This is a genomic window from Negativibacillus massiliensis (assembly GCF_900148495.1).
GTDB classification, from domain to species: Bacteria; Bacillota; Clostridia; order Oscillospirales; family Ruminococcaceae; genus Negativibacillus; species Negativibacillus massiliensis.
In genome coordinates, this window is sequence record NZ_FTRU01000007.1 from 138,566 (window position 1) to 160,526 (window position 21,961).

Sequence of the window (21,961 nt, forward strand, 5' to 3'; positions counted from 1 at the left end):
AAAGGAGGTGGAGAGTGTGACAGATTATGCAAACTTTTTGGAGCAGATGCAGCAAAGCTATGAGCAGCTTGCAGGGATGCGTGCGGATGACGCTTCGGATGTTGGCATCCGATTCAAGATTTTGGCAGAGCAGTTAAGCAAGATAAAAGAAGAGCTGGAGTTTGCAAAACAGCAGTCTTTTCCACAGACAGCGACAGGTGAAAATTTGGAAATGCACGCGTTGGAACGTGGAATTTTTCGCAAGAAGGCAACCTATGCAAAAGGAACGGTTCGATTTTCCCGGGAGTCAGCTGCATCGGAGGATATTTTGATCCCAAAGGGTGTATTCCTGACGTGTTCCCAGACAGAGGGAAATCATGGAACGGATATTCGTTTTGTTACAAGCAGTGAAGTGACTTTGCGGCAGGGCCAAACCAGTGTAGACGCACCGGTAGAGTGTCAGACAGAAGGAAGCAGGGGCAATCTGGCTGCTGGGATACTCAATGTGATGATTACACCGGTGCAGGGCATCACGGCGGTAAGCAATCCGGGGCCAATTCTTTCCGGAGAGGACGCGGAAAGCGATGAAATGCTGCGGCAGAGACTGCTGGACAGCTATCGCATGGTGACTAATGGAAGCAATACAGCGTTTTATTACAATAAGGCAATGAGTTACGAAGGAGTTTCTTCTGTAAAGGTTCTGCCAAGGGTAAATGGAGTTGGAACAGTTGGGATTGTGGTGTATGGACCAGGTGTAGACGAGGATCTGCTGGCAAGAATGAAGGAAGAAATCGGACAGATCAAAGAGATCAATGTGGAACTGACGCTGGAGCAGGCAACGGAAAAACAGACGGAAGTCTCAGTTGAGATTGCGGTCAGTGACGGATACAGTTATGAGGACGTGAGCACTGTTTGCAAAAAAGCGGTGGAGGAGTATATGAAAACACAGAAAATTGGCAAAGCACTTTACCTTGCACTGCTGATGCGAGAAGTTTTAAACTGTGAAGGTGTAGCAAATTGTCGGATTAAGCTGCCGCAGGCCGATGTATACCCATTGGAAAAAGAAATTCTGGTTTTGTCTGAGTGTACTATTTCCCAGATGGAGCGTCAGTAAGGGGGAAAAGCGGATGAATTTGAGAGAGCTGTTCTATTCGAGAATGCGCTCTTTGGGAATTTATGATCTGTCAAAGGGAACTCAGTCTTTGGTATGTTGTGAGATTGAGAGTTATCTGCGTGTACTGGAACCTTTATTTGATGAGATAGAATGGCTGAGAAAAAATGCAGTGGTATCAAGCTGCAGTCCGGAGCGTTTGGCACAGTACGAGAGGATGCTGGCGATTCCGGTAAAACAGCAAATTCCAGAAGAAAAGCGCAGAGAGATTGTACAGAGTAAAATGGCAATTGGCCCCAGTGATTTTCATCGGGAAGGGATTGAACAATCTTTGAGCGCACTGGGAATCAGGGCTAAGGTGGAGGAAATGCCGGAAAAAGGAAGCATTCTGGTGACAGCGTTGGAAATAGCGGACAGTTCCATGACGCTGGATCAGGCAAAGGATGCCTTTCAGGCACTGATGCCGGCACACCTTTTGGCAGAGTTTGTAACAGGGGGCATTAGCTTTATAGAGTTTGATCAGCTGGATAAAAGCTTTGCTCAGCTGGATCAGATGGAGAAAAGCTGGTCACAGCTTGAAATGATGGGAATAGAGGAATGGCAAAAAGGAGGAAAGTAGAATGGCCAGCACATATAAGACCAACTATCTGGGGCTTAACAAGTTTGTGGGAAGCGATAAGCCCAAGATGGACGATTTTAATTTTGACAACGAAACGCTCGATCAGAAGTTTCAGGAGCATGTACAGTCAAGCCTTCATATCACGGAAGAAGAACGGCAGATGCTGGGGAAATCAAATTATGTGATCGGAACCTATACGGGAAATGGAGAATCACCTAGAACAATTGATGTCGGATTTAATGTGGAGTTTGGAATCATTTTTGCACTGGAAGAGCCAATTTCAATGCTGCATGCTTCAGCAGGTGTAACAGGGATTTATGCAGCATTCATCACTCAGCAGGGATGCAGTAAGGGAGTGTACACAACAGAAAACGGTTTTATCGTCCAGCAAACTAGTATTAATCCGCCGGATGGGAAAAAATGCATGCTCAATCAGAGTGGCAGTACCTATATTTACTGGCTTTTTCCAAAGAAGGCATAAAAAAGGTCTGTGGCAATTTGCCACAGACCTTTTTTAGTAGTTTCTTCGGTTGTCTTCTGCACGGGCAGCTGCAATCATTTTCATTTCAATCCAGCGTTCCTTGGTGATTAGAACCTGTCTGGGTTTGCTGCCTTCAAACGGACCAATGATGCCTTTTTCTTCCATGGCATCCATCAATCTGGCTGCACGGGCATAGCCTAATTTGAGCTTTCTCTGCAGCATGGAGGTGGAAGCCTGTCCGGTTTCCACAACAATCTCGATGGCACTTGGGAGCATTTCGTCTTCATCCTCAAAGCCACCACCATCATCCTTGGAGCCTTTTTTCTTATTATCCGAAACAGCGTGTCGGTCGATTTCGGCGAGGATCTGTTCATCGTAGGTCATCTTCTGGGAAGACTGCTTGATAAATTCAATGATGCGCTCTACCTCACCGTCAGTGACAAAACATCCCTGAACACGGGTCGGTTTGGAGGAACCGATTGGAGAGAAGAGCATATCGCCGCGTCCCAACAGTTTTTCAGCGCCGCTGGAATCCAGAATGGTGCGCGAATCGACTTGAGAGGAAACAGCAAAGGCGATACGGGAAGGAATATTTGCCTTGATAACACCGGTGATGACATCGACAGATGGACGCTGGGTCGCGATAACAAGGTGCATTCCGGCAGCACGAGCCATCTGCGCCAGTCGGCAGATAGAATCTTCAACTTCACCTGGAGCTGCCATCATCAGGTCAGCTAGCTCATCGATGATAATAACGATCTGCGGCATTGGCTTAAGTCCGTTTTTCTCGGCAGCCCGGTTAAAGCCTGCCATATCACGCACGCTGTAATCCTTAAACATCTGGTAGCGGTTGAGCATCTCATTTACCGCCCAGGAGAGCGCACCTGCGGCCTTTTTGGGGTCGGTGACAACTGGAATCAGCAGGTGTGGAATGCCGTTATAAATGCCAAGCTCGACCATTTTCGGGTCGATGAGCAGCAGTTTTACTTCCTGTGGGGTGGAGTGATAAAGAATGCTGACAATCAGGGAGTTGATGCAGACCGATTTACCGGAACCGGTGGAACCGGCAATCAGAGTATGCGGCATCTTTGCCAGATCGGCAACCGTGATTTTGCCGGCAATATCGCGCCCCAAAGCAACAGCCAAAGGGCTTTTTGCCTGCTGAAATTCCGGAGAATCAATGATTTCGCGGATGGAGACAGTGCTGACCACCTTGTTTGGAACCTCAATGCCAACGGCAGGTTTGTTTGGAATTGGAGCTTCGATGCGGACACCGGAAGCAGCAAGATTGAGCGCAATGTCGTCGGCAAGGTTGGTGATCTTGCTGATTTTCACACCAGCAGAAGGCTGAAGCTCGTACCGTGTAACAGCCGGGCCGCGGGCAATGTCGATAATCCTAGTCTGAACTCCGAAACTTTGCAGGGTGGAAACCAGTTTTTCTGCGTTGGAACGAAGTTCTTCCTGAAGGTTTTCCTCACTCGGCTTGTCCACTTCATTTAAGATGGAAATTGGAGGTTTGATATATTCCGGCTCTTCCGGTTCTGGTTCCGGTGCATCCATCGAATGAGAAGCTCCCTGTAAATCCATGCCCTGAGCACGAATTTCGTCAGGGGAAACCTCGATGATCTCATGAGAAGAGTCTTTGCGAGTATTTGGCTGCGGTGTAAGGTCGATATTTTCTGTATGGAAAACAGGAATATCTTCCGGTTCCTCAGCTTCTTCTGGCTGCGGCTGAGGGAAATCCAGAGAAAGGTCATCCACAACTGGCTGGAAGAATTCTGCCGGTTCTGCAGACTCTGGCTCTGATACATCATGGTCGGTATCAACATGGTTTTGAGCAGTATAATCCGAAGTATCTTCATCCGGCAGATGAAAGGTAAAGTTTTCGGGCAAAATAAAATCGTCACCAAGTTCTGAGTCATCCGATTCATCAGGGGTGTCTTCCCAGGAAAGGCCGGTTTGCTGTACATTGCCAAGTTCTTCTTCAAAGATACGCATTGCTTTTTGCGCATCTGATGAATCGACAACCGGACGAACCTTTGGATCAACCATATTAGATTTTAAGGTATTGAGTACATCCTGATCTTCCCGGGCAAGGGTAGTTTTTCCGCCGGAGGTGACACGATGAATTAGATCGTCCAGATAAGGAGAAGTGACCGGCTCATCCTCCTGATCCGAAATTGCAGAAGGGTCCCAGAGATCATCCACCTGCTCATTTTGTTCTTCCAGCAAAGCTTCCCGTTCATTGCGCGGCATCGAGAGCAGCTGGGCGCGCTCCATTTCCTGCTGCTTTTGCTGGGCGCGTTCCAGAGAAAGTTTTTCTTTCCAGGCAGCACGATCCTTTTGTGTTTGTTCCTGTGCCTGGCGAAGCTGCTGGAGTTCTTCTTCTTTTTTCTGCTTTGCATTAAAAAAGCTGGAAGCATGTGGAGCAGTATCGTCATAGCCATCCTCGTCAACGGGAAGTTCCTTGTCGGCAACGGGAATATTGATGTTAAAGTGAGGTTTTCGTCCGGAAGTTTCTCCCTCCGATTCCATCTGTTCCTGTCGAAGCAGCCGCTGCTGATTTCGGATTTCGGAGTGAGCAACATAGACTTCCTCCATCTTCTGCATCGGTTTTTTAGCCGACTGGTAAAGACCAATAAGGGTGCCTCCGGTAAGTACCATGATGACCACAAAGATCAGGAGAATCATGGTGACCTTGGCGCCGGTAGAACCAAACCAGTACAGAAGCGGAAGTCCGAAAATACCAGACACAGCGCCGCCGCCATGCCCATCAATTCCGTTTTGGAACAGGAAAAGGAACTTTTCAATCAGATTTCCGTTCGGGATGCCGGTGCCGAACACCTGAGTGGCACCGCTGAGCAAACAGATGAGCAGCATGGTCTGCCATACCTTGTGGCCGACCAGACCGATAGGCTTGTCCAGTGTGGTCATGATGGAGATATAGAAAAGAAGCGGAGCGATCAAATATGCACTCCAGCCAAACATACCCAAAAAGAAGTTATGTATCCAGTTCCAGACATTCTGCCCCTCAATCAGGGTGGTTGCCATGATAAAGATGGCGACAGCAAACACAACAATTGCCCAGAATTGCTGACGGGAATGAAGCTCCCGTTTTTGTCGTTCTTTTTCGCTTGCCGCAGCGCTGGTCTTTGCTTTGCTGCGGGTGGAAGTTTTCTTGGTTGCCATGAGTGTCCTCCTGTCTGTATCAATATGTAATGCGGCAAAATGCCGCGAAGAATCAAAGAAGATGGGGATAATGGAAGAGGTAGTTTTGTCCTTCTTGTTGGTTGGAAGAATATGGGATATTTGCTCCAAGAGACAGCTTGAGGTAATCGCCTGGATTGGTGGAAAGGATACGGTTTATGGTAAACTGACCACCCTGCGCGACACCTTCTACCATGCTGGTGGGGGAAAGACTCAGCACAGACTGAGCTTTTGGGAGCGGAAGGTCTGCCTGATCGGCAAACATCTGCTGCATGATGGGAACGGGCACAATGGAGTGAAGGATCATTTTTTCTTCTTCCCTCCTGCCTTGGAGTGGGTTTTGGACTTTTCGTTTGGCTTGGAAGAACCTTCGATCATCTCATAAAGACAGGCGATTGCTTCGTTTAAACCGCCCAGATGGTCGATCAGTCCGGTTTCTACCGCTTTTTCACCGTCAAGCACAGTGCCCACATCCATCACAAGCTCACCGGTATTCATCATCAGCTGGCGAAAATCCTTGGAAGAAATCTGGGAATTTTCAGTGACAAAGCGCACAATTCGTTCCTGCATCCGGTCAAAGTAAGAAAGGGTCTGCGGAACACCTAAAACCAAACCATTCATGCGGACCGGATGGACGGTCATGGTAGCGGATGGGGCGATGAAGGATTGTTTTGCACTGCATGCAAGCGGTACACCGATGGAATGACCGCCGCCCAGTACCAAGGAAACGGTCGGCTTTTTCATCCCAGAAATCAGCTCAGCAATGGCAAGTCCCGCTTCCACATCACCGCCGACCGTATTGAGAATAATCATCAGTCCCTCGATGGAAGGGTCCTGTTCGATTGCCACCAGCTGTGGAATGACATGTTCATATTTTGTGGTTTTGTTCTGCGGCGGAAGGATATAATGACCCTCGATCTGACCAACAATGGTCAGGCAGTGGATCACATGCTTTGCCTTTGTCATGGTAACAGAACCGCTTTGCAGAATCTGTTCGGACTGGTCGTTTTCTTCTGTTTCTTCATCGGGAGCTTCGGTGCCGTTTGCAGGCTGAGCAGGGGAAGGCATCTCGATGAGGGTGATTTTTTGTCTTTGGCTTTTTTTATTTTTCTGACCCAAGCGTCACACCTCCGAAAATAGTTTTTCAAAGTTAGTGTGCGCATGAGAAAACAGAATATACCCGATTGCCTACTCTTTATTATAGCGTGATTTGATCGCGCAGGCAACCGAAGAAAGGCGGATGGATTCTGCTGGGAAAGAACAGATTTTTGCCGAAATCTTTGAGTTTTACAGGGAAAAGATCATCCAGTGTTTTTGGATATCAGAGAAAAAGTATAGCACAAAAAAAGGCAGTGACTCAAGCAAGGATTGTAAAAAAATAAAAAAGAAAGAGCATCCCGCAATTTTGCAGGATGCTCTGTTTATTGAGCAAAATGAAAAGAATTTTGTTTAGCTGCACGAGAGTAACTAGGAACCATCGCGAAGCAAACACTTTTCTTTTGGTTTTGTCGACAGAATCGAATTTTACTCTTGCTCAAAAGAGCGAGTGTGTTAACACGAGCGAGCGCCGTGTACTGAAACTATCGCCTTACACAAAACCAAAGCGCGATATTGGGACCAGGCTCAGCCAGGTCTAGCTTCAAGCTGGCTTTTCTTTTAGCAAAGAGCAGGCAGAGGAAAGAAAACTTGCCGTATCGCACAAACCAGCGATAGAACTGTGCGAAGCGAACACTTTTCTTTTGGGTCTACCTTTTCTTTTAGCAAAGAAAAGGTAGATTAAGCTTTGTCGATGGAGCCGAACAGTTCCATTTTTTCTTTTACTTTTGCTTTGATTGCTTCAAAACCAGGTTTGAGAACTTTTCTTGGGTCGAAGCCTTTCTTCTGCTGATCGAGATTTTCTTCGAAGTATTTGCGAGTAGCTTCAGTAAATACGATCTGGCATTCGGTGTTTACGTTGATCTTGGAAACACCCTTGGAGATAGCGTCTTTTACCATCTCATCCGGGATACCTGTTCCGCCATGCAGAACCAGTGGCATTTTACCGGTCTTTTCCTGGATCTTAGCCAGAACGTCCAGACGCAGACCAGCCCAGTTTTCTGGATATACGCCATGGATGTTGCCGATACCAGCAGCCAGCATATCAACGCCCAGTTCGCAGATGCTTGCGCATTCGTTTGGATCAGCGATTTCGCCGCCGCCGAGTACGCCGTCTTCTTCACCGCCGATTGCGCCTACCTCAGCTTCAACAGAGATGCCTTTTGCATGAGCCAGAGCAACGATTTCTTTTGTTTTTTCGATATTTTCTTCAATGCCGTATTTGGAACCATCGAACATAACGGAGGAGAAACCTTTTTCGATGCATTCTTTTGCACCTTCATAGGTACCATGATCCAGATGCAGAGCAACTGGAACAGTGATGTTCAGCTCTTTGAGCATACCGTTAACCATGCCGACAACAGTGCTGATACCGCCCATGTATTTACCTGCGCCTTCGGATACACCCAGGATAACAGGGGAGTTGTTTTCCTGTGCAGTCAACAGGATTGCTTTTGTCCATTCGAGATTGTTGATGTTAAAGTGACCTACCGCATATTTGCCGGCTTTTGCTTTGTCCAGCATCTCTTTTGCAGAAACTAACATATGAAATTCCTCCTTATTTTGAAGAGCCTGGTTTCCCGAAATTTCGGGAAACCGCCATTCCTTGTGCTTTTATTATAAACAATTATAGTAGGAAAATCAATTGCTTTTGGTAAACACACAGGTTGATGGCTGTTTAGAACAGAACTGGGAAAGCGTATTCATAAAAAAATTTACGATGTCAGAGGAGCCTTTCGACGGATTTTTTGTTGACTTTTCAGTAAAAAAAGCTTAAAATAAGAATGGAGTATATTAATTTTGTATAGTTTTTGAAAAAAAGGGAAATTCTTAAAACTCCCATTAAGATTAGAAAGGGTGGATTGCGGTGAACTATCTGGAAACTTATGAAATTTGGAAAAAAAGACAGCTGGAAGATCCGGACCTGATCGCAGAAATGATTGAGATCGAGGGAAACGAACAGGAAATCAAAGAACGCTTTATCCGTATGCTGGAATTTGGAACAGCAGGTCTGCGCGGTATTCTGGGTGTGGGAACTAACCGGATGAATATTTATACAGTCGCACTGGCAACTCAGGGTATGGCTGACTATATCAACGAACAGTATGAAAACCCAACCGTTGCGATTGCTTATGACAGCCGTATTAAAAGTGATCTGTTTGCAAGGGTGACCGCACGTGTCTTTGCAGCAAATGGCGTAAAGGCATATCTGTTTAAAGAACTGATGCCAACTCCAACCCTTTCGTTTGCAGTTCGTCAGCTCAAATGCAGTGCTGGTATCGTGATTACTGCCAGCCACAATCCATCTCAGTACAATGGTTACAAGGCTTACGACGAGGAAGGCTGCCAGCTGAATCCGGAAGCCGCTGCAAAGGTGCTGGAATATGCAGCAAAACGTGATATTTTTGATGGTGTCAAGAAGATGTCTCTGGATGAAGGTCTGCGCACCGGTATGATCGAGTACATATCCGATGAACTGGTAGACCAGTATCTGCACAAGGTATTCTCCCTGAGAATCAACAAAACTCCGGTAACCGAGAGCAGCCTTAAGGTAGTATACACTCCGCTTAACGGTACCGGAAATAAACTGGTTCGCCGTATTTTGGGCAAGATGGGCATTGAAGATATCGCAGTTGTACGGGAACAGGAGCGTCCAGATGGCAAATTCCCAACCTGTCCATACCCAAACCCGGAAGAAAAAGCAACCTTGCAGCTTGGTATTGAGCTGTGCAAGAAGATAAACGGTGACCTGGTTCTGGCAACTGACCCGGACGCAGACCGCGTTGGTGTTGCGGTAAATCATCATGGAGAGTATGTGCTTCCAACCGGAAATGAGATCGGTGTGCTGATGCTTGACTATATTGCAAAACAGCGTATTGCACATGGAACCATGCCAAAGAAACCGATTGCAGTTAAATCCATCGTATCCACACCACTGGCTGATGTGGTTGCAAAGAGCTACGGTATCGAGATGGTGAACGTCCTGACTGGATTTAAGTATATCGGTGAGCAGGTCACCATGCTTCAGAAACAGGGCGAGGAAAGCCGCTTCCTGCTGGGCTTTGAGGAAAGCTACGGCTATCTGACCGGCGCACATGTCCGCGATAAGGATGCAGTAAACGGCTCAATGATTATCTGCGAGATGGCAGAGTACTACAAGAAACAGGGCAAGACCCTGATTGACGCGCTGGACGATATTTTTGCTCGCTTTGGCGTTTATGCAGCAAGAGTAAAAGGCTATACCTTCGAAGGCACTGATGGTATGGAAAAGATGGCAAATATCATGAAAAAGCTGCGCTCCAATCCACCAACATCCTTTGCAGGATATGAGGTGCTTTCCTGTGCAGATTACCAGACTTCAATCAGAAAGGATTTCCGTACCGGCGGTGAGACCAAGATTGATCTGCCAACTTCCAACGTACTGGAATACAATCTGGAGAACAATCTGAAGGTGATTATCCGTCCGTCCGGAACTGAACCAAAGATCAAAGTATATCTGACAATCGTGACAAACGATAAGCCACAGATCGATTTGATTGCAGAAAACCTGTTCCACAGCGCACAGGGTTTGATGGCATAATCCCCAAAATATAAAGGCAGGGCATCCTCTTTGGGTGCCTTGCCTTTTTTGTCCCAAAACAGGAAAAACAGAAAATGAGAAAAAAGAGGGACGAATTTTTATACATCAGGACACTTGAATTTCATACGCATCTTGCTATAATAAAAAATATGACTTTGTTAAGGTAAAGTAAAATTTTAGAAAAGGATGGGTGTTATGAAGAAGTCTTATGAAATGGACATGTGCAGCGGACCACTTTTGAGCAAGATTTTGGTGTTTTCGATCCCGCTGATGCTTTCCGGTATTTTGCAGCTGCTGTTTAATGCAGCGGATATCATCGTTGTCGGACGTTTTACAGGAAGTGAAGCTCTGGCGGCGGTTGGTTCCACCTCAGCGCTTATCAACCTGATCATCAACCTGTTTATCGGTATTTCGGTCGGTGCAAACGTTGTGGTTGCACGTTTTTATGGCGCAAGAGATGTGGATGGCGTTCATGAAGCAGTTCACACCTCTATTTTGACCGCAATTATCGGTGGTATTATCCTGATCTTCGTGGGTGTTCTGCTTGCAAAACCGCTTCTGGAACTGATGGGAACTCCGGAAGACGTTATTGATCTTTCGGTTTTGTATATGCGCATTTACTTTGTCGGTATGCCGGCATTTATGCTGTATAACTTTGGTGCAGCGATCCTTCGTGCAATCGGTGATACCAAACGTCCTTTATACTTTTTGACCTTGTCTGGTGTGGTCAATGTTGTTTTGAACCTGTTTTTTGTTATTGTGTTCAAGATGGGTGTTGCCGGTGTTGCACTGGCAACCATTATTTCCCAGGCAATATCTGCAGTGCTGATTGTGCTGTGTCTGATCAAGATGGAGGGACCATGTCATCTGGACTTAAAACATCTTCAGTTTCACGGCAAAACACTGGCAGCGATGCTCCGTATCGGTCTGCCTGCCGGACTTCAGGGTGCAGTATTCAGCATCTCCAACGTGTTGATTCAGTCTTCGGTCAACTCCTTTGGCTCTCTAGTTATGGCGGGAAATACCGCAGCAAGCAACATCGAGGGCTTTGTATACACAGCAATGAACGCAGTATACCAGACCTCTCTGAGCTTTACCAGCCAGAATATGGGTGCAAAACAGTTTAAACGTGTCGATAAGATTCTGATGGAATGTCTGCTGGTTGTTGCAGTGGTTGGCCTGGTACTGGGAAATGGCGCATATTTCCTGGGAAATCAGCTGCTGGGTATTTACTCCTCCGATCCGCAGGTTATTCAGTACGGACTGATTCGTCTGAGCTTTGTTAGTGCGACCTATTTCCTTTGTGGTTTGATGGATGTTATGGTCGGCAGTATTCGTGGTCTGGGCTACTCCATCATGCCAATGCTGGTTTCCCTGACTGGTGCATGCCTGTTCCGCGTAATCTGGATTTTCACCATCTTCCAGTTAGATCGAACATTGGAATGTCTGTATATCTCCTACCCGATTTCCTGGATTCTGACGGCAGGAGTTCACTTTATCTGTTATCTTTGTGTTCGCAAGAAAGCTTTTGCAAGAGCAGAACAAGCTACACTTTAATTCAAAAAGAAAAAGCCCGGGAATTTTCCCGGGCTTTTTTGTTATCTTATGGTGCCTGATAATATTGTGCGTGGCGGGTTTGTCCGCCAAACAGATTATCGTAAGCAAAGGTGCGGTAGTCCTCAATCATCGAGGTGTAGTCATTGGTTTCCAGATGACTGTATGCTTTGCCGTTTGCATCGACATAGCCGACGAAGGTCATGGCAGGAAGCTTCTGCTGGAAATCAGTCAGATAATTTTCATAGGTAGAAGCTTCGATTCCTGCATAGGAAAGCAGGTACTGGCCGAGGAAGTTTAAGCTACTGGTTGGAATCTGGTCATCAGGCAGGTCGTAGTTTGCCCAGATGAGGAATGGGGTCTTGTATTTGTCCATGTACTGCTCCATGGTCATGTTGTCCTGGGTGACGCCATAGGCTTTGTCCAGAAATTCCTGCTCGACAGAAGGCTGGTGGTCACCAAACATCAGGATGATGGTCGGCTCGTCCTGATGGATGAAATAATCCACAAGCAGTTGGAAAGCTTCATCGCTCTTGTTTGCGAGGGTGAGGTACTGTTCTGCCATCGGATATTTTCCGGGCTCATCGGTGAGGGTGACCTCAGCAGGGTAATTTCCTACGGTGTAGCTGCCGTGATTCTGGATGGTGACGTTAAACAAAAACAGGCGTTCTTCCGGAGACTTATGCTCAAATTCGTAGATGATCTGGTTAAAGGAAGATTGGTCGCTGACATAGCCATGCTCCTCGGTCAGTGGAACATCCATATCCTCTACACATTTAAACTGGTCGAATCCCAGCAGCGGATATGCCTGATTGCGCTGCCAGGAGGTTCGTTCGCCTGGATGGATGGCAAGGGTGCGATAGCCATTTTCTTTGAGCAGGGAGGCAAGCGAAGCGGTAGGCTCCAGCACATACTGCTGGTAAGGGATGCTGCCCGACGGCAGAAATGCCATCGAGTTTCCGGTCAGGAATTCAAATTCGCTGGCGCTGGTTCCTGCTCCAAAAACGGAGGTATAGCTGTGACCCTGAATACAGTTGTCCAGTGAGTTTATGTAGTCAGTGACGCTCTCGCTTAAGGAGAGATTGCCGAAATCTTCAAAGTCTGCCCAGGACTCGTTCATGATAGCAACGATGTTGGGGCGGGTATCAGTGGAAACCGCCGGAGTGTGATCGGTGACACCCGAAACGATGCGGTTGAGGTTCTCTTCGGAGCTGTCTTTTGGCTCTTCTACCGACATAAACTGGGTGTTGCGCAGGAATACTGCTAAAGCGCCATCCTGCGAGTAGGATTTGGACTGATCCCAGACATCAGTTTCAATGCCGAGATAGCCCAGCGCGTTTGGCTGCAAAACCGGGTAGGCACAGAGCAGAATCGCACAAAGGTAGGTGACGCGCAGACGCAGACGATTTTTGGATGGACGGAAGCGTCCTGTTTTGAGCTTTTTGCGCAGCAGGAAGATCATTGCCGCAATCAACAGGATGGAAATTGCCATCGGGATGTTGAGGGAGAACTGGTAGCTGTCTGCAACAGCAGCAGCGGTTCCCAGAGCGGTGAAATCCCAAGGGAGAATCGGTGTGCCGCGAAACAGCGAAACATAGTGGTTTGCAATACCCCAGATACAGCACAGGATGTGAGTGAGGATGGAGCAGACCACGATATAGTTTGTGACAGCGCAGAGGGTAAAGTGAACCACACCGATGCACAGATAGTTTGCCAGCAGGACATTGAGGGAATATTCCCAAGGGAGTCCGCCGCTGTAGGCAAACTGCATGAGGTAAAAGGCGGTCAGTGGGGTGACCAGCAGGAGGATGCTCAAAAAGACCTCATCGCGGGAGAGGTGCTTTTTGAGAAAGGTTTTAACTGGATTCATAATAGCACGTTCCTTTGTAGTTGTCATTTGGATAAACGATCTGTCTTTGCGCCGAAGGCGAACAGAAGTTTTTTGTAGTTGAAAACTTGTTTTCAACTGGCTTTTCGTACACAAAAGCTCATGGGGGTAAACAGCACAAGATGTGCTGTGGGAAATGCCCCTGTGACACATAAATAAAAAGAGAAAAACGTTCGGGGCAGGATGTTGGTCAGAGGCTGCCGCACGTCAGTGCGCAAAGACGGAGTCTTTGGATTTGCATAGTAATTTTTGAGCGGTTGACCTCTACCCAAAGACGCAAAATGAATTATAGTATAAAACGGGATAAATGTCAAAAACAAGTCAAAAATGAGTAAAAATTGCGTAAATTACGCAGGTGCGTATACCAAGAAAAGCAGAAGAAAGTATACTCAAACAAAGGGAGATGAGAAGATGGGAACAGTTTTCAGAATACCAAAACCAGAAAAAAGAGTGCTGGTTAGCCTTCGTATGGATAAAAAGAATCTTTGTGAGATCACAAAGAGTGCAAAGAAGATTGGAATATCCAGAAATGAGTGGATTGTGCAGGCAATTGAGTATGCCATAAACAGTATGGAGCAGGAAGAGAATGTAGGAAAAACGGAAAAATGAAAAAGGACTGCGAACAACTGTTCGCAGTCCTTTTTGTTCTCTTATTAAGCTTTGGAAAGCCCGTGTTTTACCCTGTCACGTTCCTCCGCGCGTTTTGCATCGTTAAAATGCTCGAGCGAACCGACCAGATAGCCGGTGATGCGGCGGATACGCTCGATTGGCTGATCTTCCGTTTCTTTGCGGTGGCAGTGTGGGCACTCGTCTCCAATGATGCCGGTATAGCCGCAGACTGGGTCGCGGTCGACCGGATGATTGATCGAGCCGTAACCGATGCCGGATTCTTTCATGCAGCGGATGAGCTGTTCAAAAGCGTCCACGTTCTGGAGCGGGTCGCCGTCCAATTCCACATAGGTGATGTGTCCGCCATTGGTGAGAGCATGATACGGTGCCTCCAGACGGATTTTATCAAAGGCGTTGATGTCAAAGTAGACTGGAATATGGAAGGAGTTGGTGTAGTAGTCGCGGTCGGTGACGCCAGGAATCACACCAAAACGCTCGCGGTCGATTTTGACAAATCGTCCGGACAAGCCTTCTGCCGGGGTGGCGATGAGCGAGAAGTTGAGCTTTCTCTTTTCGCTTTCTGCATCCATTCTGGCGCGCATATGGCCGATGATCTCCAATCCCAGATTCTGCGCGTATTCGCTCTGTCCGTGGTGCTGACCAATCAAAGCAGTGAGTGTTTCGGCAAGTCCGATAAAACCGATGGTGAGGGTACCGTGCTTTAATACTTCGGCAATCTCATCGTTCGGACCGAGTTTTTCCGAGTCTAGCCATACTCCCTGTCCCATCAGGAATGGGAAGTTGAGCACCTTCTTCTGTCCCTGAATGCGGAAACGGTCCAGAAGCTGCTGGATGACAAGATCGATTTTTCGATCGAGCAGGTCAAAGAACAGGTCGATGTTTTTGTTGGACAGGATGGCAAGGCGCGGCAGATTGATCGAGGTGTAGGAAAGATTTCCGCGTCCGGTGGTAATTTCCCGGGTCGGGTCATAAACATTTGCAGCAACGCGGGTGCGGCAGCCCATATAGGCAACCTCGGTTTCCGGATGACCCTCCTTGTAGTACTGGAGGTTAAACGGTGCATCCAGGAAGGAAAAGTTTGGGAAAAGACGTTTTGCCGATACCTTGCAGGCAAGACGGAACAGATCGTAGTTTGGATCACCTGGATTAAAGTTTACCCCTTCCTTTACCTTGAAAATATGGATTGGGAAGATCGGGGTTTCGCCGTGACCCAAGCCGGCCTGTTCTGCCAGCAGCATGTTTTTGATGACCATTCTGCCCTCTGGAGAGGTGTCGGTGCCGTAGTTTAAGGAGCTGAACGGAGTCTGTGCTCCTGCGCGGGAATGCATAGTGTTAAGGTCATCAATCAGGGTCTGCATTGCCTGATAGGTCGCACACTCGGTTTCGGTGTAGGCGTGTTTTGCAGCAAACTGTTGAGCAGAAATAATCTGTGCTTCCGGACAGCCCAGAAGAGCCTGTAAAGCTTCCCGTTCCGCGGCAGTGTAGCTTTCGTTTGATTCGAGAGTTGGCACAAGCTGTTTTTCTTCCAGAGCGGCAAAGACCGGAGAGAGGGCTTCTGAGCTGTTTTCCAGTCCGCACAGAAGCTCACAGGCGTTGCACAGACAGCGGCGATAATGCTTCTGGTAGGTTTTGCGCACACCGGGGGCCATATCAAAATCAAATTTCGGTACACTCTGTCCACCATGCTGGTCATTCTGGTTTGCCTGAATAGCGGTATAAGCCAGAGCAGCATAATCTGCAATGTCCTCCGGTTCCCGCAGATAACCGTAGCCGCAGTTAAAGCCACCGGCAAACAATCGGGTTAGGTCAATCTGACAGCAGGTGGTGGTCAGGGAGAAAAAGTCGAGGTCGTGGATATGGATGTCGCCGCAGTCGTGAGCGCGGGCGTGTTCCGGGTCGAGTACAAACATCTCGTAAAATGCCTTGGCACCTTCAGAGCCATATTTGAGCATAGTTCCCATGGCAGTGTTGCCGTCGATATTGGCATTTTCACGCTTGATGTCGTTTTCCGCAGCACTTTTGAAGGTGAGATCTTCGTAAACCTTCATCAGCTTGGTGTTCATCTCACGCACGCGGGTACGCTGTGCGCGGTAGAGGATGTATTCTTTGGCAGTGCGGGAGTGACCATTTTCGATCAGCACCTTTTCCACCATGTCTTGAATCTGTTCCACCGTAGGTGATACAGTCAGAGACTGTGACGGAGCATATTTTTCCTCCAGACGCTGGCCCACCTGCAAAGCAAGATGATAAGCGGTCTGATAGTCCTTTCCTCCGACCGAAGTTGCTGCGCGGAAAATCGCGTTGGCGATCTTCTCGACGTCGTAAGCCGCAGTGCGGCCATCTCGCTTAATGATGGTGGTAAACATAGAAATTCTCCTTTGATGTAATCTATCCCATAAAAAAAGAATAGTGTACGACAGAGCTTTCTGTGCGCACATATTCTTGCAGCAGATTATTTTATCCTCACTATTGTATCGGGTAGTGAAATTTTCGTCAATTAGCAAAACCCACGAATTTTTGTTGTTTACTCCGAGTATATCACAAGATACAGTATACTAAATTTTAAAATGGACTGATAGACACCAGATATAGAAATCCTGTCAGAAAAGAAGTAAAAAATGGTAGGATATTCGTAGAATATCCTGCGTATTTTTTAGGCAGATTTCCGGAAAGTTAAAAAACGACTTGACAACCTTCATTTTTTAAGCAAATCAAAGCAGGGAAAAGAAAACGGGCGCGCGGCAAAGAAGAATGATAAAAGGAAAACAGGGTAAGAATGGGAAAGGATTATCCGCAGAGGAATGAAAACATAAAAGACAAAAAGAATTTGAAAAAGCAATAGACAATCTGCCGAAATTTTGCAAAAAGAAAAGGCTCCCTAAGTAAGGGAGCCCTGAAAAGATGCAGTAAATTAGTGAAGATTGGAAAGAACATCGGTAACTGCAGCAACGTCAATGTTGTTGTCCTGCTCAAATTTTTCTTTTTCCAGCAATTTCTTAAACTGGTTTACCGTCATGACGATGTTTTCCTTGCCAACATGGCTTAAGTACATTGGAGCGTCTGCCTTGGAGCCGACAATAACAACAGCCGATTCAATCTTAAGGTTATATACCTTCTTTTTCGCCATCAGTCTGCGGAACATATCGAGCTTTTTGTCCATTTCCTTAACTGGGTTTAAGAAGCGAACCTTCTTTTCGTTATCCACAAAGGACCAGTATTCCTCAGTAAAGTCACCATAAAAATCGCCCTTGCCCTGCAAAGCAGAAACAAACAGCAGTCCGAATTCGCCTACCATAACAAAATCGATGGTCTGTGTTTTGCCGTCCAGCTCCATCGAAACGTTTTCCAGTACCTTATATTTTCTAGGAAATGCAAAGCGTTTGAGGATGGATTTTACGGTCTGCTTTCCATAGTTCCCTTTGGTAAAGCGGAGATTTTTCATCAGATACCATGCGATAAAAACTGCGGCACAAAATGCGACAACAGCGATGAGGATGATAACAGAGTTGTTCATAACAAAGTCCCTTCTTCGAAAAAATGATCCTCAGCAAAATGGTGAGGAGAATAGAACTATTGTATCATAAGAGAACAAAACCGTAAAGAGAAAACGGGAAATTTCCCCCTGCATTGTCGGACAGAGTGTAAACTTTTGGCAAAGAAAAAGGCAGAGCAGGGTCAGAGCGCTTGACAGTTTTACGATATCCATTATAATTTGAAGATAGGATTTTTTTAACAGACAAGCCCTTTTGACAGGATGGAGGACATTTTGGGTCCTGCAAAAACAGAAAGGTGGAAACACAAACGAATGAAGCGTTTTTATAAAAAAGCGGTCAGCCTTTTGATGGCGGCAGTGCTATGTACAGGGATTTTTTCGGGCTGTGAAGCACTGGATACCACCCTTCCAGACGAAGAGGAGACGCAGGAGGCAATTGAGACCCGCAAAGCACAGGCAAATCCCCAGAAGGCACTGGAGCAGATCTATTCTGATCTGGGTAAGCGCATCGGGCTGGTGGAACCAACCGAGGAACAGCTGGAATCTGTGGTGGGATTAAATCTGGATGATGTGGAAAAAGCCTATGTGCGCTATGTGGAAATGGACTTTGGTGCAGATGATGTTTATATCATCCTTCCAAAAGATGGGGAAGATGAGAACGGAAACTCTCACCATGAGAACGTTTTGGCAGCACTGCGGGAGCGCAAAGACGACCGGATTCGGGAATTTGTCAATTACGATGTCTACAATTCTTCAGCAATTGCAGAAAATGCAGTCATCTTTGAACGAGGCGGATATGTGGTTATGCTGATGCTGGAGGACAACGATTCGGCAAGACGAATTGTCGAACGTTATATCCCGGAAAAACTGAATCTGTCATAGTGAAAAAGAGGAAGGGTGACCTTCCTCTTTTGTGTATGGAACAGGAATGGAGGGAGAAGAGCAACTGTGTTTTCGGATATTCTATGGATCTTTTTTGATATGGGCTCTACTTTGGTGGATGAACAGCAGGCATTTCGTCATCGGGTAAGGGATGCTATTCAAGGAACCGATATTGGAGAAGAACAGTTTTATCAAACGATGATTTCGTACTACCAGCAGAACAAAAAGGGAGACAAGGAGGCATTTGCTTTTTATAACCTTGCAAAACCGGAGTGGCACTCGGAAGATGAGGTGCTGTATGCAGGGGTAAAAGAATGCTTAAACAGGCTGAAAGGTCGGTATCGGTTGGGAATTATTGCAAATCAACTGCCCGGTGCATATAAGCGCTTGGAACAATGGGGGATTTTGCAGGAGTTTTCTCTGATTGTTACTTCTGACCAGGAAGGTATTGCAAAACCAGACCTGCGCATTTTCGAGGCTGCCCTGCAAAGAGCAGATTGTCCGGCAGAGCGCTGTGTCATGATTGGAGACAGGCTGGATAATGACATTGCGCCGGCAAAAAAGCTGGGCTTTAAGACCATTTGGGTCAGGCAGGGATTGAGCGCGTATACTTCTCCGACCAGTCAATGGGAGCAGGCAGATACAGTGGTGGATAGGATAGAACAGATCGCGGCTCTGTTTGGAGTATAAAAAAGGTCGATGCTTTTAAGCATCGACCTTTTTGTTTCTTTGTTTGTTTTGGCGACATAAGGAGAAGCAACTTCAAGTTAGTACTGCCGAAAACTTCCCACTGGGAACTTTTCGGGGATAGCTACTATTTACAATCGGTTTTCGAGAACCTTTTCTCTTGCAAAAAGGTTCTCGAGCTCTCCCAATAAGCGCCTGAATGATAAAGGTGTTTCGCACTCTGCGGAGTGCGACCAAAGACGCTGTCTTTGGAATCTGTGAGCTTTTTGAAAAAAGCTCAACCAAAAACTTTTCGATTTCGCCAAACGAGCGAGTGTGATAACGCGAGCGCCGCGTGCTGAATCCAAAGCAATACGCAAAGCCGAAGCGCGATACAGCTTTGGTACTTTCTCAGAAAGTACAGGGCTCAGTCTGCCTACTCGTCGAGCTTGAGAACAGCCATGAATGCTTCCTGTGGAACCTCAACAGAACCAAGCTGACGCATACGGCGTTTACCTTCCTTCTGTTTCTCCAGCAGTTTCTTCTTACGGGTGATGTCACCGCCGTAACATTTTGCAAGAACGTCTTTGCGGAACGCCTTAACCGTTTCACGGGCGATGATCTTGCCGCCGATAGCTGCCTGAATCGGTACCTCAAACATCTGACGTGGGATGTTCTCCTTGAGCTTTTCTGCCATCTTGCGTGCGCGGGAATATGCGCGGTCAGCATGAACGATGAAGGAAAGAGCATCGACAACATCGCCGCTAATCATGATGTCCAGCTTAACCAGCTTAGAGGTCTTGTAACCGGACAACTCGTAGTCAAACGAAGCATAACCTTTGGTGCGGGATTTGAGTGCATCAAAGAAGTCATAGACAATCTCGTTGAGCGGCAGCTCGTAGTGGATCTCGACACGGTCAGTATCCAAATACTTGGTGTCCTTGTAAATGCCGCGGCGTTCCTGACACAGTTCCATGATGGTACCGATGTATGCGGAAGGGGAGAAGATGCTCGCCTTGACATACGGCTCCTCCGCAGACTCAATGTCGGATGGGTCAGGGTAGTTTGTCGGGTTGTCGATCATCATGGTGGTGCCGTCGGTCATGTTCAGTTTATAGATAACGCTCGGTGCAGTGGTAATCAGGTCAAGGTTAAACTCACGTTCCAGACGCTCCTGAATGATCTCCATGTGCAGAAGTCCCAAAAATCCGCAGCGGAAACCAAAGCCCAGTGCTTTGGAGGTCTCCGGCTCGAAGGAAAGGGATGCGTCATTGAGCTGCAATTTTTCCAGAGCATCGCGCAGATCCGGATATTTTGCACCATCCGAAGGATAGATACCACAGAATACCATCGGGTTTACCTGACGGTAACCGGCAAGCGGTTTTTCCGCAGGAGCGTCCACATGGGTAACAGTGTCGCCGACAACGGTATCGCGTACGCTCTTGATGCTGGCGGTGATGTAGCCTACCTCGCCAGCAGACAGTCCGCTGGTTGGAACCAGGTTGGTCGCGCCCATATAGCCGACTTCCACGATGTGGAACTGTGCGCCAGTCGCCATCATCAGGATGTCGTCGCCCGGTTTTACAGTACCTTCCATCACACGGATATAAACGATAACGCCCTTGTAGCTGTCATAGTAGGAGTCAAAAATCAACGCCTGAAGCGGAGCATTCGGGTCGCCTTTTGGAGCAGGAATATCGGTTACGATGCGTTCCAGAACTTCCTCTACATTAAGACCGGTTTTAGCGGAAATGCGCGGAGCATCCAGTGCAGGGATACCGATGATGTCCTCGATCTCGTGGCAGACCATCTCTGGGTTTGCGCTTGGCAGGTCAATCTTGTTGACTACCGGAACAACCTCCAGGTCATGCTCGATGGCAAGATAGGTGTTTGCCAGAGTCTGTGCTTCAATACCCTGGGAAGCATCCACAACCAGCAGCGCACCTTCGCAGGCAGCCAGAGAACGGGATACCTCGTAGTTAAAGTCGACATGTCCAGGGGTGTCGATGAGGTTAAATTCATAGGTGTCCCCATCTTTTGCTTTGTATTCAACCTTAACGGCGCGGGCTTTGATGGTGATGCCGCGTTCCCGTTCCAGGTCCATGTTGTCCAGAAGCTGATCTTCCATTTCACGCAGGGAGATCGCCTGTGTCTTTTCCAAAATTCGGTCGGCAAGGGTCGACTTGCCGTGGTCAATGTGGGCAATGATGCAGAAATTTCGAATGTGGTCCTGCCGCTTGTCTGCCATGAAATCTCACCTTTCTATTATAAAAAAAGTTACTTACCAAAAAATCGGGAAATCCCGCATAACAACTTATTATACCATAAATTCTGCATGTGAGAAAAGGGGGGAAGAAGCCAAAAAAGTTGCTTTTCTTTTGAAAAATTGTATCACAGCTACCGCCCTCAGGGCAAGAGGAATCAGAAAAGAGGCAGGCGCACGGGCTCGGTCCCAAACGGCAAAAATCCGACGAAGTATAAAAGCGCTGCAACACAGCTAAAAACCAGAATGGTAACGAGGATAGCAGCTCCTCTTGAAAGGTAGCGGCGGAGATTTTGCCAGAACAGGGAATAGAGCCAGCAGTTTGCTGCAAACAGCAGAATGGAAACAGGACTTTTGGAAAAGGAAAAGTCAGCACAGCCCAAAAGATAGGTGATGGTGACAAATCCTGCTATATCACACAGACAGCTGAGGATAGTTCCAATCCAATTTGTTTTGGCAGTTTTCATTTGAGAATCCCTCCTGACAGAAGTTTCTTTTATGATACCATAAAGT

Annotated in this window: 17 protein-coding genes; 8 read left to right on the top strand and 9 right to left on the bottom strand. The window is 47.2% G+C overall.

Translation table 11 applies throughout. From position 1 onward, the window contains the following. Positions 1-16 precede the first annotated feature (16 nt). From BQ5375_RS03385 to BQ5375_RS03395, 3 genes are read left to right on the top strand one after another with little or no spacing between them, the layout of a single operon-like run. On the top strand, positions 17-1,093 hold the full coding sequence (locus BQ5375_RS03385; protein WP_022133376.1) for a baseplate J/gp47 family protein: 1,077 nt from the start codon (positions 17-19) through the stop codon (positions 1,091-1,093). A gap of 13 nt (positions 1,094-1,106) precedes the next feature. Next, positions 1,107-1,709, top strand: coding sequence for a hypothetical protein (locus tag BQ5375_RS03390; protein WP_022133377.1), 603 nt, complete (start codon positions 1,107-1,109; stop codon positions 1,707-1,709). Between the two features lies 1 nt (position 1,710). Then, positions 1,711-2,190, top strand: coding sequence for a hypothetical protein (locus BQ5375_RS03395; protein ID WP_022133378.1), 480 nt, complete (start codon positions 1,711-1,713; stop codon positions 2,188-2,190). Positions 2,191-2,223: 33 nt separating this feature from the next. Here BQ5375_RS03395 and BQ5375_RS14105 read toward each other — a convergent pair whose 3' ends face one another. From BQ5375_RS14105 to fba, 4 genes are all read right to left on the bottom strand, one after another. Then, positions 2,224-5,379, bottom strand: coding sequence for an FtsK/SpoIIIE family DNA translocase (locus BQ5375_RS14105; RefSeq protein WP_235849973.1), 3,156 nt, complete (start codon positions 5,377-5,379; stop codon positions 2,224-2,226). Positions 5,380-5,431: 52 nt separating this feature from the next. Next, positions 5,432-5,704, bottom strand: a complete 273-nt coding sequence (locus BQ5375_RS03405) for a hypothetical protein (protein WP_022133380.1) — start codon at positions 5,702-5,704, stop codon at positions 5,432-5,434. Then, positions 5,701-6,465: a ClpP family protease gene (locus BQ5375_RS03410; protein WP_076917575.1), complete on the bottom strand. Its 765-nt coding sequence runs from the start codon at positions 6,463-6,465 to the stop codon at positions 5,701-5,703. The genes BQ5375_RS03405 and BQ5375_RS03410 overlap by 4 nt, the downstream gene beginning before the upstream one ends. A gap of 708 nt (positions 6,466-7,173) precedes the next feature. After that, complete coding sequence (fba, locus tag BQ5375_RS03420; RefSeq protein WP_022133382.1) at positions 7,174-8,037, bottom strand: class II fructose-1,6-bisphosphate aldolase; 864 nt, start codon at positions 8,035-8,037, stop codon at positions 7,174-7,176. A 322-nt stretch (positions 8,038-8,359) separates the two neighbouring features. Between fba and BQ5375_RS03425 the strand changes: the two genes are divergently transcribed. Both BQ5375_RS03425 and BQ5375_RS03430 read left to right on the top strand, forming a co-directional pair. Continuing rightward, complete coding sequence (locus BQ5375_RS03425) at positions 8,360-10,072, top strand: phospho-sugar mutase (protein ID WP_022133383.1); 1,713 nt, start codon at positions 8,360-8,362, stop codon at positions 10,070-10,072. 195 nt (positions 10,073-10,267) lie between these two features. Next, complete coding sequence (locus BQ5375_RS03430) at positions 10,268-11,629, top strand: MATE family efflux transporter (protein WP_022133384.1); 1,362 nt, start codon at positions 10,268-10,270, stop codon at positions 11,627-11,629. A 46-nt stretch (positions 11,630-11,675) separates the two neighbouring features. On the opposite strand, the gene BQ5375_RS03435 is transcribed toward BQ5375_RS03430, so the two are convergent. After that, positions 11,676-13,496, bottom strand: a complete 1,821-nt coding sequence (locus BQ5375_RS03435; RefSeq protein WP_022133385.1) for an LTA synthase family protein — start codon at positions 13,494-13,496, stop codon at positions 11,676-11,678. Positions 13,497-13,925: 429 nt separating this feature from the next. On the opposite strand from BQ5375_RS03435, the gene BQ5375_RS03440 reads away from it, so the two are divergent. Next, on the top strand, positions 13,926-14,123 hold the full coding sequence (locus BQ5375_RS03440; RefSeq protein ID WP_022132023.1) for a hypothetical protein: 198 nt from the start codon (positions 13,926-13,928) through the stop codon (positions 14,121-14,123). A gap of 44 nt (positions 14,124-14,167) precedes the next feature. Here BQ5375_RS03440 and BQ5375_RS03445 read toward each other — a convergent pair whose 3' ends face one another. Beyond that, complete coding sequence (locus BQ5375_RS03445) at positions 14,168-16,510, bottom strand: anaerobic ribonucleoside triphosphate reductase (protein ID WP_022132022.1); 2,343 nt, start codon at positions 16,508-16,510, stop codon at positions 14,168-14,170. A 545-nt stretch (positions 16,511-17,055) separates the two neighbouring features. Then, on the bottom strand, positions 17,056-17,658 hold the full coding sequence (locus BQ5375_RS03450; protein WP_022132021.1) for a nuclease-related domain-containing protein: 603 nt from the start codon (positions 17,656-17,658) through the stop codon (positions 17,056-17,058). Positions 17,659-17,949: 291 nt separating this feature from the next. Here BQ5375_RS03450 and BQ5375_RS03455 point away from each other — a divergent pair, with 291 nt between their 5' ends. After that, positions 17,950-18,519 (top strand): DUF4358 domain-containing protein, encoded by a 570-nt coding sequence (locus BQ5375_RS03455; protein WP_022132020.1) that lies wholly within the window; start codon positions 17,950-17,952, stop codon positions 18,517-18,519. Between the two features lie 66 nt (positions 18,520-18,585). After that, a complete protein-coding gene (locus tag BQ5375_RS03460) occupies positions 18,586-19,209 on the top strand; it encodes an HAD family hydrolase (RefSeq protein WP_022132019.1) in 624 nt (207 codons plus the stop codon). A 412-nt stretch (positions 19,210-19,621) separates the two neighbouring features. Here BQ5375_RS03460 and lepA read toward each other — a convergent pair whose 3' ends face one another. Beyond that, complete coding sequence (gene lepA, locus BQ5375_RS03465) at positions 19,622-21,433, bottom strand: translation elongation factor 4 (protein ID WP_022131411.1); 1,812 nt, start codon at positions 21,431-21,433, stop codon at positions 19,622-19,624. Positions 21,434-21,606: 173 nt separating this feature from the next. Beyond that, positions 21,607-21,915 (bottom strand): hypothetical protein, encoded by a 309-nt coding sequence (locus BQ5375_RS03470; protein ID WP_022131410.1) that lies wholly within the window; start codon positions 21,913-21,915, stop codon positions 21,607-21,609. Positions 21,916-21,961: the final 46 nt, after the last annotated feature.